Source organism: Furfurilactobacillus siliginis, assembly GCF_001437435.1.
Classification (GTDB): Bacteria; Bacillota; Bacilli; order Lactobacillales; family Lactobacillaceae; genus Furfurilactobacillus; species Furfurilactobacillus siliginis.
This window is the reverse complement of the sequence record NZ_JQCB01000004.1, coordinates 46,370-67,932: the sequence shown is the minus strand read 5'-3', so window position 1 is coordinate 67,932 and position 21,563 is coordinate 46,370. Positions and strand designations below refer to the sequence as shown.

Genomic DNA, 21,563 nt, shown 5'->3' with positions numbered 1-21,563 from the left:
CTTGGAACATATTCGGTTATGTTTCAAGCGCCTTTTAGTGTCAAAAAAGCGGTTATCGGAATGTTGTCCGTTTTGTTAGTGTTGCGATGATGTGGCTTTGTTTTTAGAATCTTTTATCATAAAAATCGATAAAAGATAATATTCGGCATAAAAACACTATTAATGTGAGTTAATCTTAGGGCATAAAAATGTTAGATCATTGTGGAGAAATCATGCTGACTGCTTTTTTTACGGGTCTTGGACTCTATGTTTCAACGAGTATTGATAATTTAATTGTGTTAACGGTTATTTTTGGCTCAACACCAAGATCGGCCCGCTGGTCGGTTTATTGGGGTGACTTGCTGGGTGCCATCATTTTAGTCGTGGCCTGTTTACTATGTGCGTTTGCGCTAGGTTTGATTCCTCAACCGTGGTTATTAGGGCTACTGGGCCTAATTCCGATTGTTTTAGGGATTCGCTTACTAGTCGTGAAAGATGCTGATGATGAGGCACAAGTTGCCAATGAAATGAAAAAGAAGCGTCATGTGTTATTGAACGTGGCGTTAATTACCGTGACGACCTGTGGTGCGGATAACGTTGGAATTTATGTACCGTTATTTACGCAAACCAGTCGTAGTCAATTAGGACCGTTATTAACCGGTCTTTTTGTAATGCTGACAATCTTTTGTTGGCTGGGCTATCGATTAGCGACGATGCCACACTTGACCGGTCTCTTAAAGCGCTATGGCAGCCATATGACCGCCGTGGTCTATATTGTGCTTGGCTGTGCTGTGCTGTGGGAAAGTGGCACGATTACTCATTTTCTCTAGTGACCCCTGTTATTTCATAAAGGGAACGCCTACACTGTGACTATTAAGGGAAGAAGGCAGTTTATGAAAGCAAATCACTCATCATGTACCGCAATTTTGGTTGGTAAGCAGGCGACATTAGATGGTTCAACCATCATCGCTAGAAATGAAGATGGCTACGGCGCCATTGGGCCAAAAAAATTTATCGTTCATGCAGCACGTCATGGCGAACCAACAACGTATACCTCAGTGACGACCGGTGTTCACATTGATTTGCCGAAAGATGCATATCGTTATACCGCGGAACCTAGTGTGCCAACTGATGAAGGTTTGTATGAAGAAGCCGGCATTAACGAGCATAACGTTGCCATGAGTGCGACTGAAACGACCTTTACGAATCCACGTGCCCTTGGCGCTGATCCACTAGTGCATGATGGTGTCGATGAAGAAGCAATGGTAACGCTGGTCTTGCCCTACATTGATTCTGCCAAAGACGGTGTCAAACGCCTCGGCAACTTGATTGAACAATATGGTACTGGCGAAAGTAACGGAATTGCGTTTTCTGATAACGAAGATGTTTGGTATATGGAAACAGCGGGCGGTCATAATTGGGCAGCTGTGCGCTTGCCAGATGATGCCTACGCAATTGCACCTAACCAAATTAGCATTCAAACACTCGATTTTAATGATTCCGAAAACTACATGTGGTCAACTGGGCTACAGCAGTTTGTGACAGAAAATCAGCTAAATCCAGATCCAACCACGTTTAACTTTCGTGAGATTTTTGGAACGCATACGGAAAGTGATGCACATTACAACACACCGCGTAGTTGGTATGGGCAAAAGCTATTTACACCTGACTTGGAACAAGAACCAACCAGTCAGACGATTCCATTCATTCAACACGCAAATCGCAAACTGACAGTGGAAGATATCGAGAACTTTTTAACGTCGCATTATCAAGGAACCGTCTATGATCCGTTTGGTAAGGGAACTGAGGAACAAAAGCATACGTTTAGATCCATTGCTTTGGATCGTAATCAGATTTCGCATATCTTGCAGATCCGTCCGGCTGTTGCTGCAGCACATGCGGCCATTGAGTGGGTTGCAATGGGCTTCTTTGCCTATAGTCCGTATGTGCCATTCTTTACGAATGTGATGGATACGCCTGTGAACTACCAAAATACGACTGAAGCTGTTTCATTAGACAACGCATACTGGTTGTACAAATCACTAGGTGTTTTGATTGAACCGCATTATCATGACTTCATTGAAGAGGTAAATGAATATCGTGATGCGTGCCAGGCCTATGTAAGCCAGCGTGTGCGTGCGACTGATGCCGCAGTTGACAGGGATGTTGCTGATTATCTAACAGCACAAAATGAGCAAACAGCTGCTGAAGTGACACAGAGGACTAAACAACTGATGGATCACTTGGTTAAAGAAGCACTGGAGTTATCACCGATAACCTTTGAACCTGGGGATAATTTGTAGAAGAATTAAATAGCACAAAGTTGCGTATGTAAAAGTGAGTCAAAATGATGTGTTCGCGAGTTGAACAACGCGTCATTTGAAACTCACTTTTTTGTTGTCGAAATGATTTTCAAAAGGGGCCATACGTTGTACTTTTTGATGACGCCTGTATAATGAATAAAGCAGAAAGGCGGACGGAAAATGAAAACAGTTGATGTACATGAATTGCATGACAACCTACCGATTATTGGGCAGTTGCTTGATGTTCGCGAAGCTGATGAATTCAGTGAAGGTCATGTGCCGACAGCAATCAATCGTCCGTTGAGTCAGATCAACGCTTGGCTGAGTGAGTTAAGCGATAAAGTTATTTATACAATTATTTGTCGTTCTGGACGCCGCTCTGCACTTGCTATCGAGCAAATGCAATTGGTCGGAATTGATGGCAGTAACGTTACCGGCGGCACTTTAGCTTGGCAGGCAGCCGGATTTGCAACAGTCACAGAATGAGGTTTTCATGGCGGAAGCAGCACTAGCAATTTTAAAAGATAAATTTGGTTATGATAGTTTTCGTCCTGGCCAAGATCAGATCATCGATAAAATCATGAACCACGAGAATGTGCTGGCGGTTATGCCAACTGGTGGTGGTAAATCACTGTGCTATCAAATCCCGGCGTTGATGCTACCTGGTCTAACCGTTGTGGTGTCCCCTTTGATCTCTCTGATGAAGGATCAAGTGGATGCGTTAGCTGAAAATGGAATTCCAGCAACGTTTATTAACAGTACCTTAGACTATCAAGAAATCGAACATCGACTACAGATGGCGGCAATGGATCAAGTGAAGTTGCTATACTTAGCGCCTGAACGGTTAGACGATGAACGCTTTTTAAGTGAGTTGAGTGAACTCAATATTGTACAGTTGGCCATTGATGAGGCCCATTGTATTTCGCAATGGGGACATGATTTTCGGCCGAGTTATCTCAATTTAATGAACACGGTCCATCAGTTCCCATCACAGCCGGTGGTGGTAGCCTTAACAGCGACAGCCACCAGCAAAGTTGCGACTGACATCATGGCACGGCTGAACATTGCGCCTGCAAATGAAGTTAGTACTGGGTTTGCGCGGGATAACTTGTCTTTTCAAGTTGTTAAAAACCAGAACAAAGAAGCCTTCTTGCTTGAATATTTGAAGTTAAATCCGAATGCAGCAGGTATTATTTACGCTAGCACGCGGAAAGAAGTCGAGCGGGTTGCCCAATTACTGCAACACAAAGGCTTTAAAGCGGGGATGTACCATGCTGGTTTGAGTGAAGCAGTGCGAAATCAGAACCAAGAAGACTTCTTGTATGATCGCTTGCAGGTCATGGTCGCAACCAATGCGTTCGGGATGGGAATTGACAAGAGTAATGTCCGGTTTGTCATTCACTACCAAGTACCTGGCAATTTGGAAGCCTATTACCAAGAAGCCGGGCGTGCTGGGCGTGATGGTTTACCGAGTGAAGCAATTTTGCTGTATCAACCTTCCGATTTACAGATTCAGCATTTCTTTATTGAGCAGTCTGATATGGAACCGACGTTTAAGACGCGAGAATATTTGAAACTGCAGGAAATGTCGAAGTATGGCAATACAGAAGGTTGTTTGCAACAGTTTATCTTGAAGTATTTCGGCGAAGCTGCACCGGCTTGTGGACATTGTGGGAATTGTTTGGACGAACGCGACCAAGTCAACGTCACCGTGGACGCGCAAAAAGTATTGTCCTGCGTACTGCGCATGCGGCAACGCTATGGGAAAGCATTGATTGCGCAAGTGTTGACTGGATCAAAAAATAAGCGCATTAAAGATGAACACTTTGAGGATCTGTCGACTTATGGACTGATGAAGGGACAGACGCAAAAGGAAGTTAGTGATCTGATTGATTTTCTGACGAGTAGCGGGTATTTGAAACAATTAGGTGGCGAATACCCAACTTTGAAGGTCAGCGAGTTAGGCGGCAGTGTCTTAAAAGGTAAAGCGAAGGTGTTACGTCGTGGGGCTGTGAAAGCCAAACGAACGGTGGCAGTCGATGGCGACTTATTCGAGGCCTTGCGTCAACTACGATTGAACTTTGCAGAACAACAGCATGTGCCACCGTACGTCATCTTTTCCGATAAAACGTTGCAGGCCTTTTGTGAAGAATTGCCGGAAACGACATTGGATATGTTATCCATTAAGGGTGTCGGGCAAAACAAGCTGGATAAATATGGTGAAGCATTCTTGGAAGTTATTAAAGAACAGAGTGCAATTCAGCCCGGGTAGAACAGAGTGCGAGCAGGCCTGGTCTGAATCCGAGCAAGAACAAGTACGGTGGTAGTGGCTTTAGCCACGGACAGCGGACAGGTTCTGCACAGGATTCAAGGTCTGCTTGCACGTTTCAACTATATAATAGTTAAAAACAGCGGTCCCACTGACTTTTCATCGTCAGTAGGACCGCTTTCTCATTCCAATTAAATCTATTAAAACACCTTAATCAGCATCACACCGAGTACCATGACCACTAATCCAACAATCTGCAGTGGCACAATGGGATTACGCTTAGCGCTGAATAATCCAAATTGATCAACGACTAAACCACCGACGATTTGGCCAAATAAGACAATCACCACGGTCAAACCGGTGCCGATAATTGGTACCAGATAGACATTTCCGAGCACGAAGACGGCGCCAATGAAGCCACCAAACCAGATCCACCAGGGATTGTGGGTGATTGCACCCGTTGGCAAGCGAAGCGAGTGTTGCTGAATCAACACGAGGATCAGCAATAATAAAGCACCGATAATGAAACTAACGTAAGCACCTTGGATTGGCGAATGAAGTAGATGTCCTAAGTGACCGTTGATCGATGTTTGGCAGGCGGCGAAGGTTCCAAATAAAACACCAAGCAGCTGCCATAAACCACGATAAGGGACCTGTGTGTCCTTTTCAGCAGTCCCTTGATAACTGTCTTTACGGGCGCGTTCAGGTAGAACGACGGCAAAGATAATGCCGGCAATCATTAGTAGTGCACCGATAATCCGCAGAGCTGTGATGGCGTGAGTGGCGCCACCAAATAGTCCAAAGTTATCGATGAGCAACCCCATGAGAATTTCACCCAAAATCGGCATCAGCACTGTTTGAATGCCGCCGAGCTTTGGGAACAACAGAATATTCCCAGTCAGATAAACCACACCAAGAACACCACCAAACCACACCCACCAGGGATTATGTGCGATGAAACCGGCTGGAATCAGAAGTGAATGTCCGGTCACGAGTAGCAGAATGGTTAGGAAAACCGTCCCCATTAGAAATGAAATAAATGACGCGAAGTATGGTGACCGCAAAGTCGTTTGTAAACGTGAGTTAATGGCTGTTTCCATCGGAAGGGCGATCCCAATCGCGATGGCAATGGTAATGGCAAGCATGGTGTTCCTCCTATAATGTGCTCATTCCATGGTACCACGATCATTACGGGAGGTGCACGGAGGGATTTAACGATCGCTTACCAGACCTGTTCAGCAACATCACGGACTAAGTGCAACTTGGCCCATTGTTGAGCTTCGGTTAACTTGTTGCCTTCTTCGGTCGAGGCAAAGCCACATTGTGTCGATAGTGCTAAATTAGCGAGTGGGACGTGTGTGGCGGCATCGTTGAGACGATCAATGATTGCTTTGTGTGTTTCGAGTTCCGGGAACTTTGAGGTGATCAGACCTAGTACAAGGCGTTTGTGCGCGTCGTGATTCCAAATGGTTGCTAAAGGACCAAAATCACCAGCACGATCGTTATCGTATTCGAGGAACAGCCCGTCGTATTTTAATTGCGCCAGGTATTTGGCGACAACGTCATAGGCACCACTGAAGAGAAATGTGGATTTAAAGTTACCACGGCAAATGTGGGTCGTGATGGTCAAGTCAGATGGTAGATCAGCAATTGCTGAATTGATTAACGTGACGGAATCTTCAGCGAGCTTTACATACTGCGCTTGTTCTTCGCTACCAGCAGTTTCATTTAGTTTACTGATTAGAAATGCCCAGGTGGTGTCGTCGAGTTGAATATAGCGACAGCCGAGATCATAAAAATGCTGAATGGTGTCGTGATAAGCTTTTGCAACAGCGGCTAAATATTGATCCCAGGTGTCATAAAAGTTATGCCAATTATCACTGCGGTTGTCTCGAAATAATAGGGTTGGCGCGGGAATCGTCTGTTTGGCGAGAACACCGGCCGGTACGAGACTGTTTAAGAAAGTAAAATCGGCATAGAATGGATGCTCTGGGTTAGCAGCAACGGGCCCGATTAATTCAGCATTGTCTGTACGCGTGTGATCGCCATGAAATTTATAGCTTTGTTGATAATCATAATGGCCGACACCAGTTAAGCCCCATAAAAAGTCGAGATGCCACCAACTACGGTTGAATTCGCCATCAGTGACTGCATGCAAGCCAAGCTTGATTTGCTCAGCGACGACGCGTTTGATCTCTGTTTGCTGAATGCTTTTTAATTCTTCGGCAGTGATATTACCGGCGGTAAAATCTTGGTGAGCATCCTTTAGTGTTTGGGGACGCAATAAACTGCCGACGACATCGAAACGAAATGGTGCTGTTTGTGTAAGTGTATTTTCTGACATAGTGAATTCCTCCAATTTTTTGATCATTAAAATTAATCAGCATTGTACGCAAAAAAAACACATTCGTCCCCATTGTCCAGATTGGACAAATAGGGGCGAATGTGTCGCTTTACCACCCTAGTTCGCGTTTAAATAACGCCTCAACGGTACCCATGATACCCGGAAAGTTAACGGTTCCTACCGGTTTGTCAGCGTGAACTGGCAAACATTTTTCAGAGCTCATCTTCGCCGCAACGTTGCGTGACCTTTTCCAATAACCGGTCTTTCTGGGAGGCATGATTGTGGTTACTCTTCTCTTCAATGCTGTTTTATTAAAATTTAATGATGAATTGATGATAACTTACAATTATTTTTGGGGGATGTCAATGGGTAGTGACTTAATTTGTCCCACGTTTTTACTATTTAAGTTCGTAAATCAAAAAAGGAGTTTTAGACAAGATGACTTATGTCCCAAACTCTAGTAATAGCGATAGAAAAAGCGCTGCGGAATCGGTTAAACCGACGCTGCAGCGCTTAGTTATGGCGTGAGCGGTTACCCGTTCTACATCCGAAACGTGTTCACAAGCCCTGGCTTCTGTGCATCGCCTAGCCGCCGGTCATGGGCCAAGATCGCCCCTAACCACCGTCTTTGCAATTGTTCGGAACCAGAACGGGCTTGTTCACACTCTGTTCTTCTAGTCGTTAAACTGTCCGTTCTCGACGTCCTTGATGAACTTGGCCAAGTGGTCGAAGTAGACAGGGGCGTTATCGATCATGTGGTGGTGACCACCTTCAGGCGTTGTTTCTAAACGTGCGTGAGGGATCAGTTTTTGCATGGTCTTAGCGGTTTCGATTGGCATGGTTTCGTGTTCACCAAAGGTTAATAGGGTTGGTACCTTAATGTCCTTCAAGTTATTACGGAAATGCCAGTCCTTGAGCTTACCAGTGATGACGAATTCGTTGTCACCTTGGAAAGCGTTGTAGACAGGTGTGGCCATTGTTGAAATCAAATGTGCAATGGCAGCTGGTTGCTTACGGTCAACGTAACCTAAGTTCAATACATCAACGTCCTTTTGGTAACGGTCGTTGTCGTAATCATTCTTGGCTTCGCATTCCTTCATGTAGGCAACTTCTTCAGCAGGCAATGCTTCTTCACGAACCTTGTTGATGTGGGTGACATATTCGTCAATTTCATCAACCATTGAAGAAACAATGGCACCTTTCAAATGATCGCCATATTTAGCAGCGTATTCTTGAACAAGTAAGCCACCCCAACTTTGACCGATGAGGTAGAAGTTATCGATACCAAGCTTTTGGCGAACTTCTTCAACTTCATCCAGGAAGTATTCATAGGTGAGATACTTGTCAGCAGTTGCTTTGTCAGTGTAATCAGGTTGGTCAGAGTAAAACGAGCCGAGCTGATCGTACATGTGCACGGTCACGTTCAGGCCTTGTTTGCCGAGTTCTTCAGCAAAGTTTTCCCAGTATTCATGAGTCCCACCAGGGCCACCGTGCAGACATAGTAAGTGAATGTCGCCAGTGCCTTGAGTGTTAGTCCATAAGTGATACCCGTTGTCGAGCGTCATGATGGTGGTTCCTTGTTTCATGGGGTCAGCCTCCTTCGTGTAATGCATTCAGTTTATCACGTTTCACAGGGGTGGCCGCAGTTTAAGTGAAAAAGCTGCTGAAATCATGGATATATTGTGCAAACGATGCGTAAGTCCGCTAAAATGTACGTAATTAAGGCATTAGTGAGGAGCAAACGCAGATGAATATTTGGGCGAATTATGTGGCCAGTTGGCAGCAAATTTTTAACTATCATGGCAAAACGCGTCGTCGTGATTTTTGGGCAGGCATGATTGGGATACTCATAGCAACGATTGTGGTGGCGACCATTTTGTCTGCTGGAATGACGTTAGGCATGGGCATGGCCAGTGTTTCGCGGACTGTGCTGGTGATCTTCTTATTAGCGGAGTTCCTACAATATCTGAGCATGTCCGTGCGGCGACTACACAGTATTGCGCTACCAACGAACTATCAATGGCTGATGTTATTGCCTGGTGTGCACATGATCATCTTGCATGCCTTGCCAGAAGTTGATCGTGATCCGCGTGCACCTTGGTATCACATGGTCGATCCAGATGGTCAGCGAACCAATTTAGTCGTTGATCGCCATGGTTATATTCATGGAATTTTAGGCAATGCATTTGCGACAGCATGGCGTGACTTTTTTAATTTCAAAGGGACTGTCTCACGGGGAAATTATCTGTGGACACGGGTAGCCTGGCAGCTCTTTGGGATTGTTTATGGTGCCGCGTTAGGATTAGTTACCTTCATTTTTCTAGCGGGTCAAATTTTTCGGTCGATATTCGGTACTTTGATGCAATATCCGGGGATGAATCCGGCAATTGCTGCACAAAGTATTGATAGCCATCTGTCGGTTCCAGCGATGCTGCTGACAGTAGCATTTTTGATTATTGCTAGTATTCCGCTATGGTTCCCCATTATTTCGCTGACGGCAAGACGGTTGCATGATCAAGAACTAAACGCAGCGTGGGTATTGCTCTACTTAGCTGGCTCAATTGGTTCGTTAATTTTACTGTTACTGACATTGTTACCTGCTAAGCCAAATCAGATGAAGTATCCTGTGGCGGATGGTGGCCGTTTAAAGACGGTTAGCGAGAAATATCATGACGAAGCGTAGGTGGCGATTCGTTGCAGGTGGTTTGGGACTGCTGTTGACATTAATCTTGGTCGGCTGTCATCGTAAACCGGCTGCAACGCCAAAAAAGGCGGCCGAACCGACGATTACGCACGTGAATTTTGCCGTCGGTCCATCAATTGATGCGTTGCCGATCTATGTTGCTGAACAGCAAGGGTATTTTACAAAGCAGCACTTGCAAGTCAATATTACCAACGTTTCGACAGCAAGCGATCGGGTCAGTGGGATGAATACCGGTCAATTTACAGGTGTGATTAGTGGCTTGCCGGAATTCATTATGACCAGTGGCGCGCATCCAACCGGACGTTTGGTTGGGACGGCGACGAATTATGTTGCCTTGTTGACTGATGATCCAGACGTCAATAACGTGAAAGATCTGCAGGGAAAAGTGGTTGGGACACTTGCCAATTCAACGCAGGAATACGCCACAGACCTTTTGATGACGCAGGCAAAGGTCAATTCTGGCGATGTTAGCAAGAAGACAGCTAACAGCGAGAAGGATTTGATGACCGCAGCCTCGACACAAACAGCTAGTGCGGTTAGTTTGATGGATCCAAATGCCAGTGTGTTACGTCGTCAAGGCGCACGAACTTTAGGGCAGACGAAGGCCAGTCAGGTGAACACGGGCATCGTCTTTAGCAATGCGACCCTGACACATCATCCCCAAACGTCAATTAAGTTTCTGAAAGCGTATAATCAGGCAGTAGACTACATTAATGCGCATCCATCCAGCCAAACGTATCAAAATGTTTTGGTGACGAATCTCGGTTATCCAAATGATAATTTGGCAGCTTTAGCATTGCCGCATTTTAAGCACAGTATGAAGGTGACTGACACGCAGACAGCCGCAGTTCGAGAATGGCTGTTGACGAACAATCACGGTTTGAAATTGGCGCCTGTGTCACAGTATCGTGAGCAAAAAGCAGTGACAAAATAAATGAATGAGGCAGTGAAATCATGTTAATGAATATTCTAGGGTTTATTACAACTTTTGCCGTAGCAATCTACGGAATTTGGGTTATCGTATCCGCCCAGCTAAAGAAATCACGTCCGGAACAGCGGTACCAATTATGGTTGCTATTGGGCGGAATTATGGTGCTATGTCAGGTTTTGTTTAGCAATAATCGGTTGCTTGGTACGACGTTATTGGCACTTGGCTGTATCGTTATTTCAGTTACAAATTACTTAATGGAAAAGACGGCAGGAACCCCAATTAAATGGCGGAATCATAGTGTGCGTGCCTTATTGGAACTTGTCCTGGTCGTTTGGGCAGCGTTTGTAGGCTAGCCGGAAAGGGTGCGGGAGAATATGGCAAAAATCGTACTGATCACTGGTGCTACTCGTGGAATTGGTTATGCACTGGCAGAAAAATATGTCGCTGATGGCGCATTAGTATTGGTTGGAACACGTGATTTGGATCGCGGTCTAGAAGCTGTTGACGCGTTGCGCGAAAATGGTGGGCAGGCCCGTTTGTTACAAATCGATTTATTGGATCATGGTAGTGTGATGCAAGCAGCACAATGGGTCGGTCAACAATTTGGTCATTTAGATCTGTTGATCAATAATGCCGGTGTGTTTGATGATCACGATGTTAGTGCGAGTCATGAAGATGCAGAAAGCTTGCGACAGACATTTGATGTTAATGTTCTCGGTACATATTTAGTGACCCAGCAAATGTTGCCGTGGCTGCAAGCTGCCGAGGAGGGGATGGTCATTAGCATGTCCGACCAACTGGCAACGTTCAGTGACTTTGCAGCAGAACGTCCGACAACTGGATTAGGTCAACGTTTGTCGCGGATGAGCGTTAATGCCATGACCGTGTTATTCCAAAACGAAATTACTGACGTCCAGTTTCGTGCTGTGACCCCTGGCTACATTGCCTCCAGTCCAGCCCGTCAAGGTGGGCAACCGGTCGGCGTCGCTGTGGATTTGATCCAACAGATTGCAGATCACACGGCAGCCGATTGGGATGGCAAACTCATTGGTACAGATGGGATCGTTCCATTTTAATTGAGACAATTAAAAGGCTAATTATACTGACGTGATGATGAACGTCGGTATAATTAGCCTTTTTTGATGGATTAACTTAGCTAGTAACTAATTAGTGGTCATTTAATGAGCTAATTTTTCCTGTTTATATTATAACTGTCCCTTATGACAAGCCGTCTTTGTGCCCTGTTAAGTGGTATCATTTTGTTTAACTAAAAAATAATTGATTAGAATCAGCATCGGTTTTCACTGATGCCGGTAGCGGAGTTAGCAAGGTTATGCAGAATGTTGATTTAACAAATATTGTCGTTGCGTTATTCGTGTTATATCTGGTTTTGAAACGACAATTAACGCCACAAGTGATTCGCTTGAACTTAACGACCTATTTATTCCTAATTGTGTTTGGTGCAGCGTCTGTGGCCGATGCGTTTAAACATCATCAGTTACATGTAACGTCAGGAATCACATGGTTTATTCTTGGCTCATTAATAAGCGCGATTTTATTCGGCTACTTGCGAACATTGTCGTATCACTTATGGGTTGAGGGTGGCTTGGTCATGCGTCAGGGAACGTGGGTAACCATTGTGTTGTGGGTTATTGGCTTATCGATTCATGGAATCGCAGACACAGCATGGCACGGGAGCAATGCCACACTTGTCCTCTATTTAGGAATTACACTACTGGTTCAACGTGGCTGTGTTTGGTTGCGTGCAAAGGCGCAATACCCTGAAGAAGTTGCTGCGACTAGTGCGGCTGCAGATAGTCGTCATGCAGAAAGATGGGAACGACGTGAAGCGCGGCGTGAACGCCGAAATGAACGGCGCCGTCGCTAGTTCGCAATAAATAAGATCAAACAAACCGACGTTGATTCAGGCTATTCGCATAGCTTGAGTCAACGTCGGTTTGTTTATAAGGTACTCATTAGTTACCGGAAGGGCACATCGACAAAACTGTCGTCCAGTGCGATGGAATATTGTAAATCTTGATTACCACGCACCGTCATGCCGAAGTCAGTCGCATAGACAACTAAGCCTAATTGGTGACCAGCTAAGAGGTGATGGAACGTGGGTTGGAGTTCAACGGTAACATCATAGAACTGATTTGGTTTTACAGGATCGTTTTTCCATGGGTGTTCGCGATTTTGTAAATTGATGTGGCCTTTTGTGATCATCTTGAATGGCGTTGTTTTGCTAGCCAACGTGAATTCGCGTAAAGCATCCTCACGCCAATGGAATCCGAGATCTAATCCGTGCGCAGCAATCGTCGTGGGAGTGACATTGAAGCGTTTGGCATCCCCGTAATCAACTAATTGAAAGCTCAGCATCCCTAATGGCTGATTAACAGCGACACTAACATGTACGACTGGTTTCCCATCGATGGTCTGATCATCGGTAAGCTGTGCCGACCGCATTAACAGACGATTCCCGGTCAATGGTGTTTTGGTTGTCGTTAGTAAGTCGTTTTCCCATATGGACGTATTCTTAACGTAACGGTCAAAGTCAGTTTGTGGTAATTGATCACTGAAGGATTTTGCGCCATGGTTCACGGCAACGTTACTTAATGCATCATCAGCAAAGTGGAAACGCTGTTTTGTCAGCGTTGGTTCTGACCAGTCTTCGTAAGCATTCCAGGTTTCCGGCGTGACATTATCCTGTACCAGCACGTTAGGTAGTAATTCCTTCGCGCCGTTATCCAGACCGTATAATTCATGACTGAGCCACAGGTTCATCATGTCTGTGTAGTCGAGTGATCGAAAGGCATTGATGTAAATGTGCTGGCCTTGATGAAGGATGATCTTTTTAGCAACCGGCAAGTCACGTAAACCAGCCCACAGGCGTTCGACATTTCGTGGTTTGACGTTCCAGTCGTTTAAGCCATGAATCATGACAATGTCAGCTTTGATGTTCTTGATGTTTTTACGATAATTACGTTCATCCCAGAAGGTATTGTAATTACCGGTTGTCCGATCCATTGCCGATTGCATCAACGTCATTTGTTCGTCAAAGAATGGTTTGATGGTGTGGTAGTCAGCGGGTTTCATCATGCGGCTAAAGGTTTCAACTGCGAGAACGTCAGCGTCTTCACCAGGAAAGCCATCAGGTGCGACAACGAGCCCATTGTCACGGTAATAGTCATACCATGAAGAAATTGCGGCTTCAGAAATAATTGTTTTAAGCCCGGCAACACCGGTCGTTGCGGCAGCGGTGGCCAAAGTACCAAGGTAAGAACGGCCTGTCATCGCGATGCTGCCATTACACCACCAAGCAGTGATGGCGACATTGTCGGTACGGTTGGTGAAGGCAACACGATCGCCGTTCAACCATTCAATGATGGCCGTAGTTGCCTTAGTTTGTTCAACGGACCCACAGGTTTGGACGCCATCAGAGTCAACGGTTCCAATACCAGCCGCATACACAGCGGCAAACCCACGGGCTAAAAAGTAGTCGTTGAGTGTGTAACTTTGCTCGCGCCCAAAGGTTTCTTCAGCGATTGTCGTCGTGTTCGTGATGGTACGCGCGGCTGGTAAAGCAATCGCTTCGTCCTGATAAGCAATTGTTTCATAGCTGGTGTCCGTTGGTTGCTTTTCGGTTAAGGGAACGTTGACGTTATGTGTTTGCGCATCGCCGGCCTCATCGTTGATACCTTGGTTGTAGGGACTTGCAGTGTATAACGCAGGCACTTTCAAACCAGCGTTAGAATCAAGTGGACGGATGATTTCTGCTTTGAGTAAATCACGATGGCCATCATGGTCGGAGTCAACATCGCTTTCAACATAGACAACTTCGCGCAGCAACGTATTTTGATCAAAGACCGGCTGTGCCTTCCCGTTGAAAAAAAGTGGCTTGTCTGCGATTGGTAGGTCATAAAAATTGGCAAAGTAACCTTGCGTGGCAAGTTGATCTAAATAAGTTTGTCCATTCTTTGTGTGCGTTGTCAGCAACAGGTACCAGGCAGCGAGTACATCGTCTTTAGTCCAGGCTGTGTCGGCACTGTGATGAACGGGCAGCTGAATTTTTGCCATCGCTGCTAATGGGTCTGCTAAGTCGTAGTCCACATCAGCGAGAAAGCCGGTGAGCTGTAAAGCGACACGGTAAAAAATGGCTGCCGTAACTGGTTGCTCCGTGTCTAACCAAGCGGCCAGGTTCAGTGAGGTTGTGGCAAGATAATTAGTCAGCTTGCCATCGAAGCTGCTGCCCGTTTTGGCATCTAAAAATGCTTTGCGCAGTAAAAGACGATAGGCGAAGACACCGTTACTAGCATGATCGATTGTTTCATCGTAGAAATGAATCCGTTGTAATTCCGTGATGGCAGTTTGTAAGGGGACTTCTTGGCGTGCAAACTGATTGTTTTTCATAATGACTCCTTAGTTAACAGAGGGATTTACCGCTCATTATACAGCTTCATAACGAAAAAGATGGCGAATCGATGAGAAATGTTCACAGTTGACTTTTTACTTATTTTCAGTAAGCTATGAGTAAGTACTTATATGAACGGAGGTGTTCACATGTTGATCAGTAAACAAACACAACAAATGAGTTGTTGCGCACAATGTCAGTGCGTTTGTTTTGCTATGGCGACACAAGTGATGAACACCCAGGGGCAGATTGACTAACGATCAACCTTGCTTAAAGGAGTTCGGTCACTTGTTGACTGGACTCCTTTTTTGTATCCGTATTTAAAATAACGCACCAACAGGAGCATACATAGTGATGGCACGATGTTGAATTTTTAATGTGGCAATCAGTTAGTTCGACAATAAAGATGAACGAGGCGAGCAAGATGAAAACAGGACATATTAACAAGGGACGTTTGATCGGATTACTAGCGGCTGCGATGGTGGCAACCGTGACGTTGACGGCTTGTGGGAGTAAAAAGACTGCTGACACGAGTAAGGGAAATGTACGTGTCGCTGCGACGGATGCGTTAGCAACGTTGAACAGCAGCCGGTATTCTGATGTGAGTTCTGGTGAGGCAATTCAAAACAGTATTGAAGGGCTGTATCGAATTGGTAGCGATGGCAAGCCAGTTTTAGCCGGTGCGAAGACAGTTAAAATCAGTGATAACCAGCGCGTCTATACATTCAAACTACGCGCGAATAAATGGAGCAATGGGGATGACGTGACTGCAGCCAACTACGTTTATGCTTGGCGGAAACTGGCAGACCCGACGACTGGCTCACCGAACTCGCAAAACATCGATCCCATCGCGAACGGGCAAGATGTTCGTTTGGGTAAAAAGCCATTGCGTGAGTTAGGCGTGAAGGCGCTCGATAAGCAAACGCTACAAGTAACGTTGGCCAATCCTGTCAGCTACCTGAAGGATTTGCTAACGACAGCGCCATATGCACCACAGGATGAAGCCTATGTGAAGAAGCAAGGCAAGGCATATGGTACCGATGCTAAACATGCAATCTATAATGGTCCCTTTACCGTGACCGGTTGGACAGGTACTAACGATAAGTGGACGTTCACGAAGAATAAGCATTATTGGGATGCAAAGGCAGTGAAGGTTGCGACAGTCTCAGTTACGACGGTTAAATCACAAAGTACGGCAGCCAACCTATATCAATCTGGCAAGCTCGACTACTTTGATTTGACGAATGAATATGTGAAGCAATATAAGGGTCGGCCTGGATATCACGTGCGCAAGGTGCCATCTGTTGGCTACCTGAATTTCAATACGAAGCGCGCGGCCACAGCCAACGTGCACATTCGTCGGGCACTGGCAACTGGATTTAATAAGAATCAGTTGACCAAGGATGTGTTACAAGATGGTTCAACACCATTGAACGGAATCGTGCCAGCTGATTTTGTAAAGAGCTCGGTTAACGGTGAAGACTTCCGGAAATATAGTGGCAATTTGGTACCATCTGATGCAGCATATGCACGGAAAGAATTTAAAACTGGTTTGAAGGAACTTGGCAAGCAAGATCTAACGTTAGAGTTTTTGTCAGCTGACACACCAGAAGCGAAGGCCGTTGCCGAATTCATGCAAAGTTCGTATGAGAAGACGTTGCCTGGCTTAAAGATTTCGGTGCGTGAAGTGCCACTGAAGCAACGCCTAAACTTTGGTCATAACTATCAGTTCGACATTGTGTATGGGCTATGGAGCCCTGATTATCAGGACCCATATCAGTTCATCACGGACGGTGGCGCCTATCATTTGAATTCTGACTACAAGAACCCAACATATTTGAAGGTAGTCAAAGACGTCAATGATACCTACGCAACGAACCCAACGAAACGATGGGAAGCATTACGCACGGCGGAACACCAGATCGTGAAGGAAGATGCGTTCACTGCACCGGTCTTCCAAGGTGCCCATGTGTACATGGAACGTCCAAGCGTGAAGGGACTGGTTGTGAGTCCAAATGGCTCGGCAAAATTCTATCGCGGGGTCACAAAGTAGAGAGCGAAACACCCCCGGTTATAAGCCGAGCACCAACAAGCAGGGCGGTAAGGGCGATTAGCCCTGGACGGTCGGCAAGTTGGGCACAGGCTTATGGGGTGTGTAGCTCGTTTTAGAAAAGTAGAGAGTGAACGGGCCTGGTCTGAATGCGAGCAAGAACAAGTACGGTGGTAGTGGCTTTAGCCACGGACAGCGGACAGGTTCTGCACAGCATTCAAGGTCCGAAAACTCGTTTTAGAAAGTAGAGAGTGAACGGGACTGGTCTGAATGCGAGCAAGAACAAGTACGGTGGTAGTGGCTTTAGCCACGGACAGCGGACAGGTTCTGCACAGCATTCAAGGTCCGAAAACTCGTTTTAGAAAGTAGAGAGTGAACGGGACTGGTCTGAATGCGAGCAAGAACAAGTACGGTGGTAGTGGCTTTAGCCACGGACAGCGGACAGGTTCTGCACAGCATTCAAGGTCCGAGAACTCGTTTCGGCTATGTAATAGAACCCCAAACCGCCCAACAGCACCGCCTGACTGTCGGTTTGAAACCAACAAAAATAGCGAGATAATAGTTCACAGAGTGCAATGCCCTGTGAGCTATTTTTATTGGGAACGGTTGGGTCGCTTGGCTGTTAGCTAGTCGAAACGGCCGGTCAACATCGGAATGCGCTTATACTAGTTATTTAATGCATTTTCAGTTACTATTGAAACCGATGTAAACCGCATGAGAATGCAGATTTATTGGTGATGGAGGACGTAACGATTGGCAAAAACCATTATTGAATTTCAAGACATCGTCAAAGAGTACGGTGATACGAAAGTACTTAAAGGAATCAACTTTGAGATCGAACAAGGCAAGTTCTATACCCTATTAGGGCCTTCTGGCTGTGGAAAGACGACCATTTTACGGATTATCGCTGGCTTCACTGATGCCACGCGCGGTAACGTGATGTTTGATGGCAAGAAGATCAATAACGTACCTGCTAACAAACGGAAGGTCAATACGGTCTTTCAAGACTACGCGTTATTTCCACATTTAAATGTGTTCGATAACGTTGCCTTCCCATTAAACTTACGCAAAGTTCCCAAGAAAGAGATTCGCACCAAAGTGTTAGATGCATTACGGATGGTGCAACTATCTGGTTTCGAAGAACGTGAAATTAGCGAAATCTCAGGTGGGCAACAACAACGAGTGGCTATTGCCCGGGCATTGGTCAATGAACCAGACGTGTTGTTGCTAGATGAACCTTTATCAGCACTAGATATGAAGCTACGTAAAGAAATGCAGTACGAATTGCGTGCCTTACAACAGCGGTTGGGGATCACGTTTATTTTTGTGACGCATGACCAAGAAGAAGCATTAGCGATGAGTGACGAAATCTTTGTCATGAACGCAGGTCAAATCTTGCAAACTGGGTCACCAGTCGATATTTACGATGAACCAATCAACCATTTTGTGGCTGATTTTATCGGTGAAAGTAATATCGTTCGCGGACACATGGTGGCGGACTATCGTGTGGCCTTTGCTGGTAAAGAATTTGACTGCGTGGACGCGGGGATGCGGCAAAATGAGCCAGTTGAGGTGGTTATTCGACCAGAAGATCTCGACATCACCACGGTTGAAAAAGGCGCCTTGACCATCACAGTTGATACGCAGCTATTTCGTGGCGTGTTTTTTGAAATTACAGGTCATGATGACACGGGCAACATGTGGCGGATTCAATCCATTCACAGTACGGAAGTGGGTGCCAAGGTAGGTGCGTACTTTGACCCTGAAGACATTCATGTCATGCGATTTAACGAATCGGAAGAAGACTTTGATGCCCGTTTGGAAACTTACGAAGGGGAGGACTCTGACCGGTGAAACAAAGTAAGGCGTTTTATTACATTCCTTATGGTTTGTGGATTGGTCTATTCGTCATCGCCCCAGTGGTCCTGATTGTTTATCAATCCTTCTTCAGCGTTAGTGGACATTTCACACTTGGCAATTATGCGAACTACTTTCATTCAGGCGTGTATTTGAAAATGACGTTTAACTCCGTGTGGTATGCGTTTTTAATTACGGCGTTAACGTTACTTATTAGTTATCCGACTGCTTATCTGCTGAATCAGTTGCGCCATAAACAGCTATGGTTATTGCTGATTATTTTGCCAACCTGGATTAATTTGCTCCTCAAGACGTATGCCTTCATTGGCTTACTGTCGCGAGGTGGTTCAGTGGACAACTTTTTGTCGATTGTTGGGATTGGTCCAAAACAGCTATTATTCACGGATGCGAGCTTCTTATTTGTCGCAACCTATATTGAAATTCCGTTCATGATTCTGCCAATTTATAACGCCATTGCGGAATTGAGTCCCTCGTATGTGAATGCGAGTCGTGATTTAGGCGCTAGCAGTTGGCAAACTTTTAGTCGGGTGATTTTCCCACTGACGTTAGACGGTGTGAAATCAGGTGTGCAGGCTGTCTTTATCCCATCATTATCACTTTTTATGATTACCCGTCTGATTGGCGGAAATCGCGTGATTACGTTAGGGACAGCGATTGAGCAACACTTCCTGGTAACACAAAATTGGGGCATGGGTTCTACGATCGGGGTCGTTTTGATTGTCGCAATGCTTATCACCATGTTGTTAACGGGCGAACGGCGTAAGAAGCGGAGGACAAACCATGCAAAATAAACTTTCTGGTTGGTCACGTGCTTATTTGATAATTGTTTTTATTATTTTATATACGCCAATTTTGTTTTTAGTGCTGTATTCCTTTAGCAAAGGGAATACCATGAGCAATTTTCATGGCTTTACCATGGCGCATTATCAAACACTTTTTAATGACCCACGATTACTACAAATTGTCTTAGACACGTTGATTATTGCGTTATTGTCATCACTTTGTGCCACGGTTGTCGGGACAGCTGGTGCTTTAGGTATCTATGAAACTCGCCATCGGTCAGTTCGGCAAACGGTGTTGTCACTGAATAATATTTTAATGGTCTCGCCAGATGTTATTATCGGTGCCAGCTTTCTGATTTTCTTCACGATGTTAGGCATTCGGTTAGGCTTTATTTCTGTGCTGCTCAGTCACATCGCGTTCTCGATTCCGATTGTGGTACTGCTGGTTTTACCAAAGTTAAATGAAATGAATGCTTCCATGATTGATGCGGCCGCAGACCTAGGTGCGAATCCCTGGCAAACGCTGACCCGCGTGATTTTACCGGCGATCATGCCAGGAATCTTTTCGGGCTTTTTCATGGCGTTCACGTATTCACTGGATGATTTTGCGGTTACGTTCTTCGTGACTGGAAACGGGTTCTCCACGCTGTCTGTGGAAATCTACTCGCGGGCGCGGCAAGGTGTCGATCTCGAAATCAACGCTTTATCTGCGCTGTGGTTCCTGGTGTCATTGTTGTTGATTGCGGGTTACTACTTCCTGAATCAATATAACCAAGGTCGCAAAACGAAGCGCCGAGAAGTGGGGGCGATCATTAAATGAAACGCCTTGTTAGTTTAATTATTACGATTTTAGTGGTCAGCCTTGGATTAGGTTTGACCGCGCATCATTTGCAACGTGTCTCAGGCGTGACTGGTTCCGGTGACAACGTGCTGAACCTATACAACTGGGGTGATTACATTGACCCGAGTTTGATCAGCAAGTTTGAACATGAGACGGGTTACCACGTGTCCTATCAAAATTTTGATAGTAATGAATCGATGTTTACTAAGATTCGCCAAGGTGGCACGAGTTACGATTTAACGGTACCGAGTGAATACATGGTGCAGCGCATGAAAGCCGATCACTTACTGCGTCCGTTAGATCCACATAAACTCACCGGTATGAACAACATTTCGCCACAGTTTAAGAATTTGGCGTTTGATCCACAGAATCGCTATTCGGTCCCTTATTTTTGGGGCACACTGGGCATTGTTTATAATGATAAATATGTGACACCTGGTTCCATTACAAGCTGGAATGATTTGTGGCAACCACGTTTCAAAGACAACATTATGATGGTTGATTCTTCACGAGATATTTTGGGGATGGCGTTGATGGCGCAAGGGCATTCCGTCAACACGAAAAAGTTGTCCGAATTAAAGTCAGCTGAGCAGAAGCTGAAGACATTAACGCCAAACATCAAAGCTGTTTTAGATGATGAAATCATGATGTACATGGAACAAAATGAATCGGCTGTTGCGGTTACGTATTCCGGTAATGCAGCTGAGATGATTAGCAATAATAAGCATCTGCACTATGTCATTCCAAAGGAAAGTACAAATTTGTGGATCGACAGCTTGGTCATTCCTAAGACGGCGAAGCATGTGAAGGCCGCATACGCGTTCATCAATTTCATGAATCGTCCGGAAAATGCGAAACAAAATGCTGAGTATGTCGGCTACTCCACGCCAAATCAGCGTGCAAAAGCCCTGTTGCCAGCTTCTGTCCGTAATGATCAAGGGTTTTATCCAAGCAATCGAGTTATCAGCAATACACAGGTCTACCAAGATCTTGGCATCAAAGAAACAGGCGTTTACAACGATTTGTTCCTACAATTCAAGATGTTCCGAAAGTAACCGGTTTGCTGGTCTA

At 45.5% G+C, this 21,563-nt stretch carries 18 protein-coding genes; 14 read left to right on the top strand and 4 right to left on the bottom strand.

Features of this window, described 5'->3' with window-relative positions; translation table 11 throughout:
• Positions 1 to 212 precede the first annotated feature (212 nt).
• From IV55_RS03945 to recQ, 4 genes are all read left to right on the top strand, one after another.
• Positions 213 to 809, top strand: a complete 597-nt coding sequence (locus tag IV55_RS03945; RefSeq protein WP_057809597.1) for a cadmium resistance transporter — start codon at positions 213 to 215, stop codon at positions 807 to 809.
• 63 nt (positions 810 to 872) lie between these two features.
• Positions 873 to 2,282: a C69 family dipeptidase gene (locus IV55_RS03940; RefSeq protein WP_057809595.1), complete on the top strand. Its 1,410-nt coding sequence runs from the start codon at positions 873 to 875 to the stop codon at positions 2,280 to 2,282.
• Positions 2,283 to 2,462: 180 nt separating this feature from the next.
• On the top strand, positions 2,463 to 2,768 hold the full coding sequence (locus tag IV55_RS03935; RefSeq protein ID WP_057809592.1) for a rhodanese-like domain-containing protein: 306 nt from the start codon (positions 2,463 to 2,465) through the stop codon (positions 2,766 to 2,768).
• Positions 2,769 to 2,775: 7 nt separating this feature from the next.
• Complete coding sequence (gene recQ, locus IV55_RS03930; protein WP_057809590.1) at positions 2,776 to 4,554, top strand: DNA helicase RecQ; 1,779 nt, start codon at positions 2,776 to 2,778, stop codon at positions 4,552 to 4,554.
• A gap of 197 nt (positions 4,555 to 4,751) precedes the next feature.
• On the opposite strand, the gene IV55_RS03925 is transcribed toward recQ, so the two are convergent.
• The 3 genes from IV55_RS03925 to IV55_RS03910 form a co-directional block, all read right to left on the bottom strand.
• Entirely contained in the window at positions 4,752 to 5,696 is a 945-nt protein-coding gene (locus IV55_RS03925; protein ID WP_057809588.1) for a DMT family transporter, read from the bottom strand.
• Positions 5,697 to 5,773: 77 nt separating this feature from the next.
• Positions 5,774 to 6,895: a vitamin B12 independent methionine synthase gene (locus IV55_RS03920; RefSeq protein ID WP_057809586.1), complete on the bottom strand. Its 1,122-nt coding sequence runs from the start codon at positions 6,893 to 6,895 to the stop codon at positions 5,774 to 5,776.
• A gap of 674 nt (positions 6,896 to 7,569) precedes the next feature.
• The gene (locus IV55_RS03910; protein ID WP_057809582.1) at positions 7,570 to 8,481 is read right to left on the bottom strand and encodes a proline-specific peptidase family protein; all 912 of its coding nucleotides are present in this window, start codon (positions 8,479 to 8,481) and stop codon (positions 7,570 to 7,572) included.
• Between the two features lie 161 nt (positions 8,482 to 8,642).
• On the opposite strand from IV55_RS03910, the gene IV55_RS03905 reads away from it, so the two are divergent.
• From IV55_RS03905 to IV55_RS03885, 5 genes are all read left to right on the top strand, one after another.
• The gene (locus tag IV55_RS03905; RefSeq protein WP_057809580.1) at positions 8,643 to 9,578 is read left to right on the top strand and encodes a DUF805 domain-containing protein; all 936 of its coding nucleotides are present in this window, start codon (positions 8,643 to 8,645) and stop codon (positions 9,576 to 9,578) included.
• Positions 9,565 to 10,533: an ABC transporter substrate-binding protein gene (locus IV55_RS03900; protein WP_057809578.1), complete on the top strand. Its 969-nt coding sequence runs from the start codon at positions 9,565 to 9,567 to the stop codon at positions 10,531 to 10,533. Before IV55_RS03905 ends, IV55_RS03900 begins: the two co-directional genes overlap by 14 nt.
• A gap of 20 nt (positions 10,534 to 10,553) precedes the next feature.
• Positions 10,554 to 10,883 (top strand): hypothetical protein, encoded by a 330-nt coding sequence (locus tag IV55_RS03895; protein WP_057809576.1) that lies wholly within the window; start codon positions 10,554 to 10,556, stop codon positions 10,881 to 10,883.
• A gap of 21 nt (positions 10,884 to 10,904) precedes the next feature.
• On the top strand, positions 10,905 to 11,606 hold the full coding sequence (locus IV55_RS03890) for an SDR family NAD(P)-dependent oxidoreductase (protein ID WP_057809574.1): 702 nt from the start codon (positions 10,905 to 10,907) through the stop codon (positions 11,604 to 11,606).
• Between the two features lie 257 nt (positions 11,607 to 11,863).
• Positions 11,864 to 12,418, top strand: coding sequence for a hypothetical protein (locus tag IV55_RS03885; protein WP_057809572.1), 555 nt, complete (start codon positions 11,864 to 11,866; stop codon positions 12,416 to 12,418).
• A gap of 92 nt (positions 12,419 to 12,510) precedes the next feature.
• Here the strand turns inward: IV55_RS03885 and IV55_RS03880 are convergent, their stop codons facing one another.
• On the bottom strand, positions 12,511 to 14,940 hold the full coding sequence (locus tag IV55_RS03880; RefSeq protein ID WP_057809570.1) for a Xaa-Pro dipeptidyl-peptidase: 2,430 nt from the start codon (positions 14,938 to 14,940) through the stop codon (positions 12,511 to 12,513).
• Positions 14,941 to 15,365: 425 nt separating this feature from the next.
• Here IV55_RS03880 and IV55_RS03875 point away from each other — a divergent pair, with 425 nt between their 5' ends.
• From IV55_RS03875 to IV55_RS03855, 5 genes are all read left to right on the top strand, one after another.
• Positions 15,366 to 16,994, top strand: coding sequence for a peptide ABC transporter substrate-binding protein (locus IV55_RS03875; RefSeq protein WP_057809568.1), 1,629 nt, complete (start codon positions 15,366 to 15,368; stop codon positions 16,992 to 16,994).
• A 750-nt stretch (positions 16,995 to 17,744) separates the two neighbouring features.
• Positions 17,745 to 18,845, top strand: coding sequence for an ABC transporter ATP-binding protein (locus IV55_RS03870; protein WP_057809566.1), 1,101 nt, complete (start codon positions 17,745 to 17,747; stop codon positions 18,843 to 18,845).
• Positions 18,842 to 19,660, top strand: a complete 819-nt coding sequence (locus tag IV55_RS03865) for an ABC transporter permease (protein ID WP_057809563.1) — start codon at positions 18,842 to 18,844, stop codon at positions 19,658 to 19,660. Before IV55_RS03870 ends, IV55_RS03865 begins: the two co-directional genes overlap by 4 nt.
• Entirely contained in the window at positions 19,650 to 20,471 is an 822-nt protein-coding gene (locus IV55_RS03860; protein WP_057809561.1) for an ABC transporter permease, read from the top strand. The genes IV55_RS03865 and IV55_RS03860 overlap by 11 nt, the downstream gene beginning before the upstream one ends.
• Positions 20,468 to 21,547: an ABC transporter substrate-binding protein gene (locus IV55_RS03855; RefSeq protein WP_057809559.1), complete on the top strand. Its 1,080-nt coding sequence runs from the start codon at positions 20,468 to 20,470 to the stop codon at positions 21,545 to 21,547. The genes IV55_RS03860 and IV55_RS03855 overlap by 4 nt, the downstream gene beginning before the upstream one ends.
• Positions 21,548 to 21,563 lie beyond the last annotated feature (16 nt).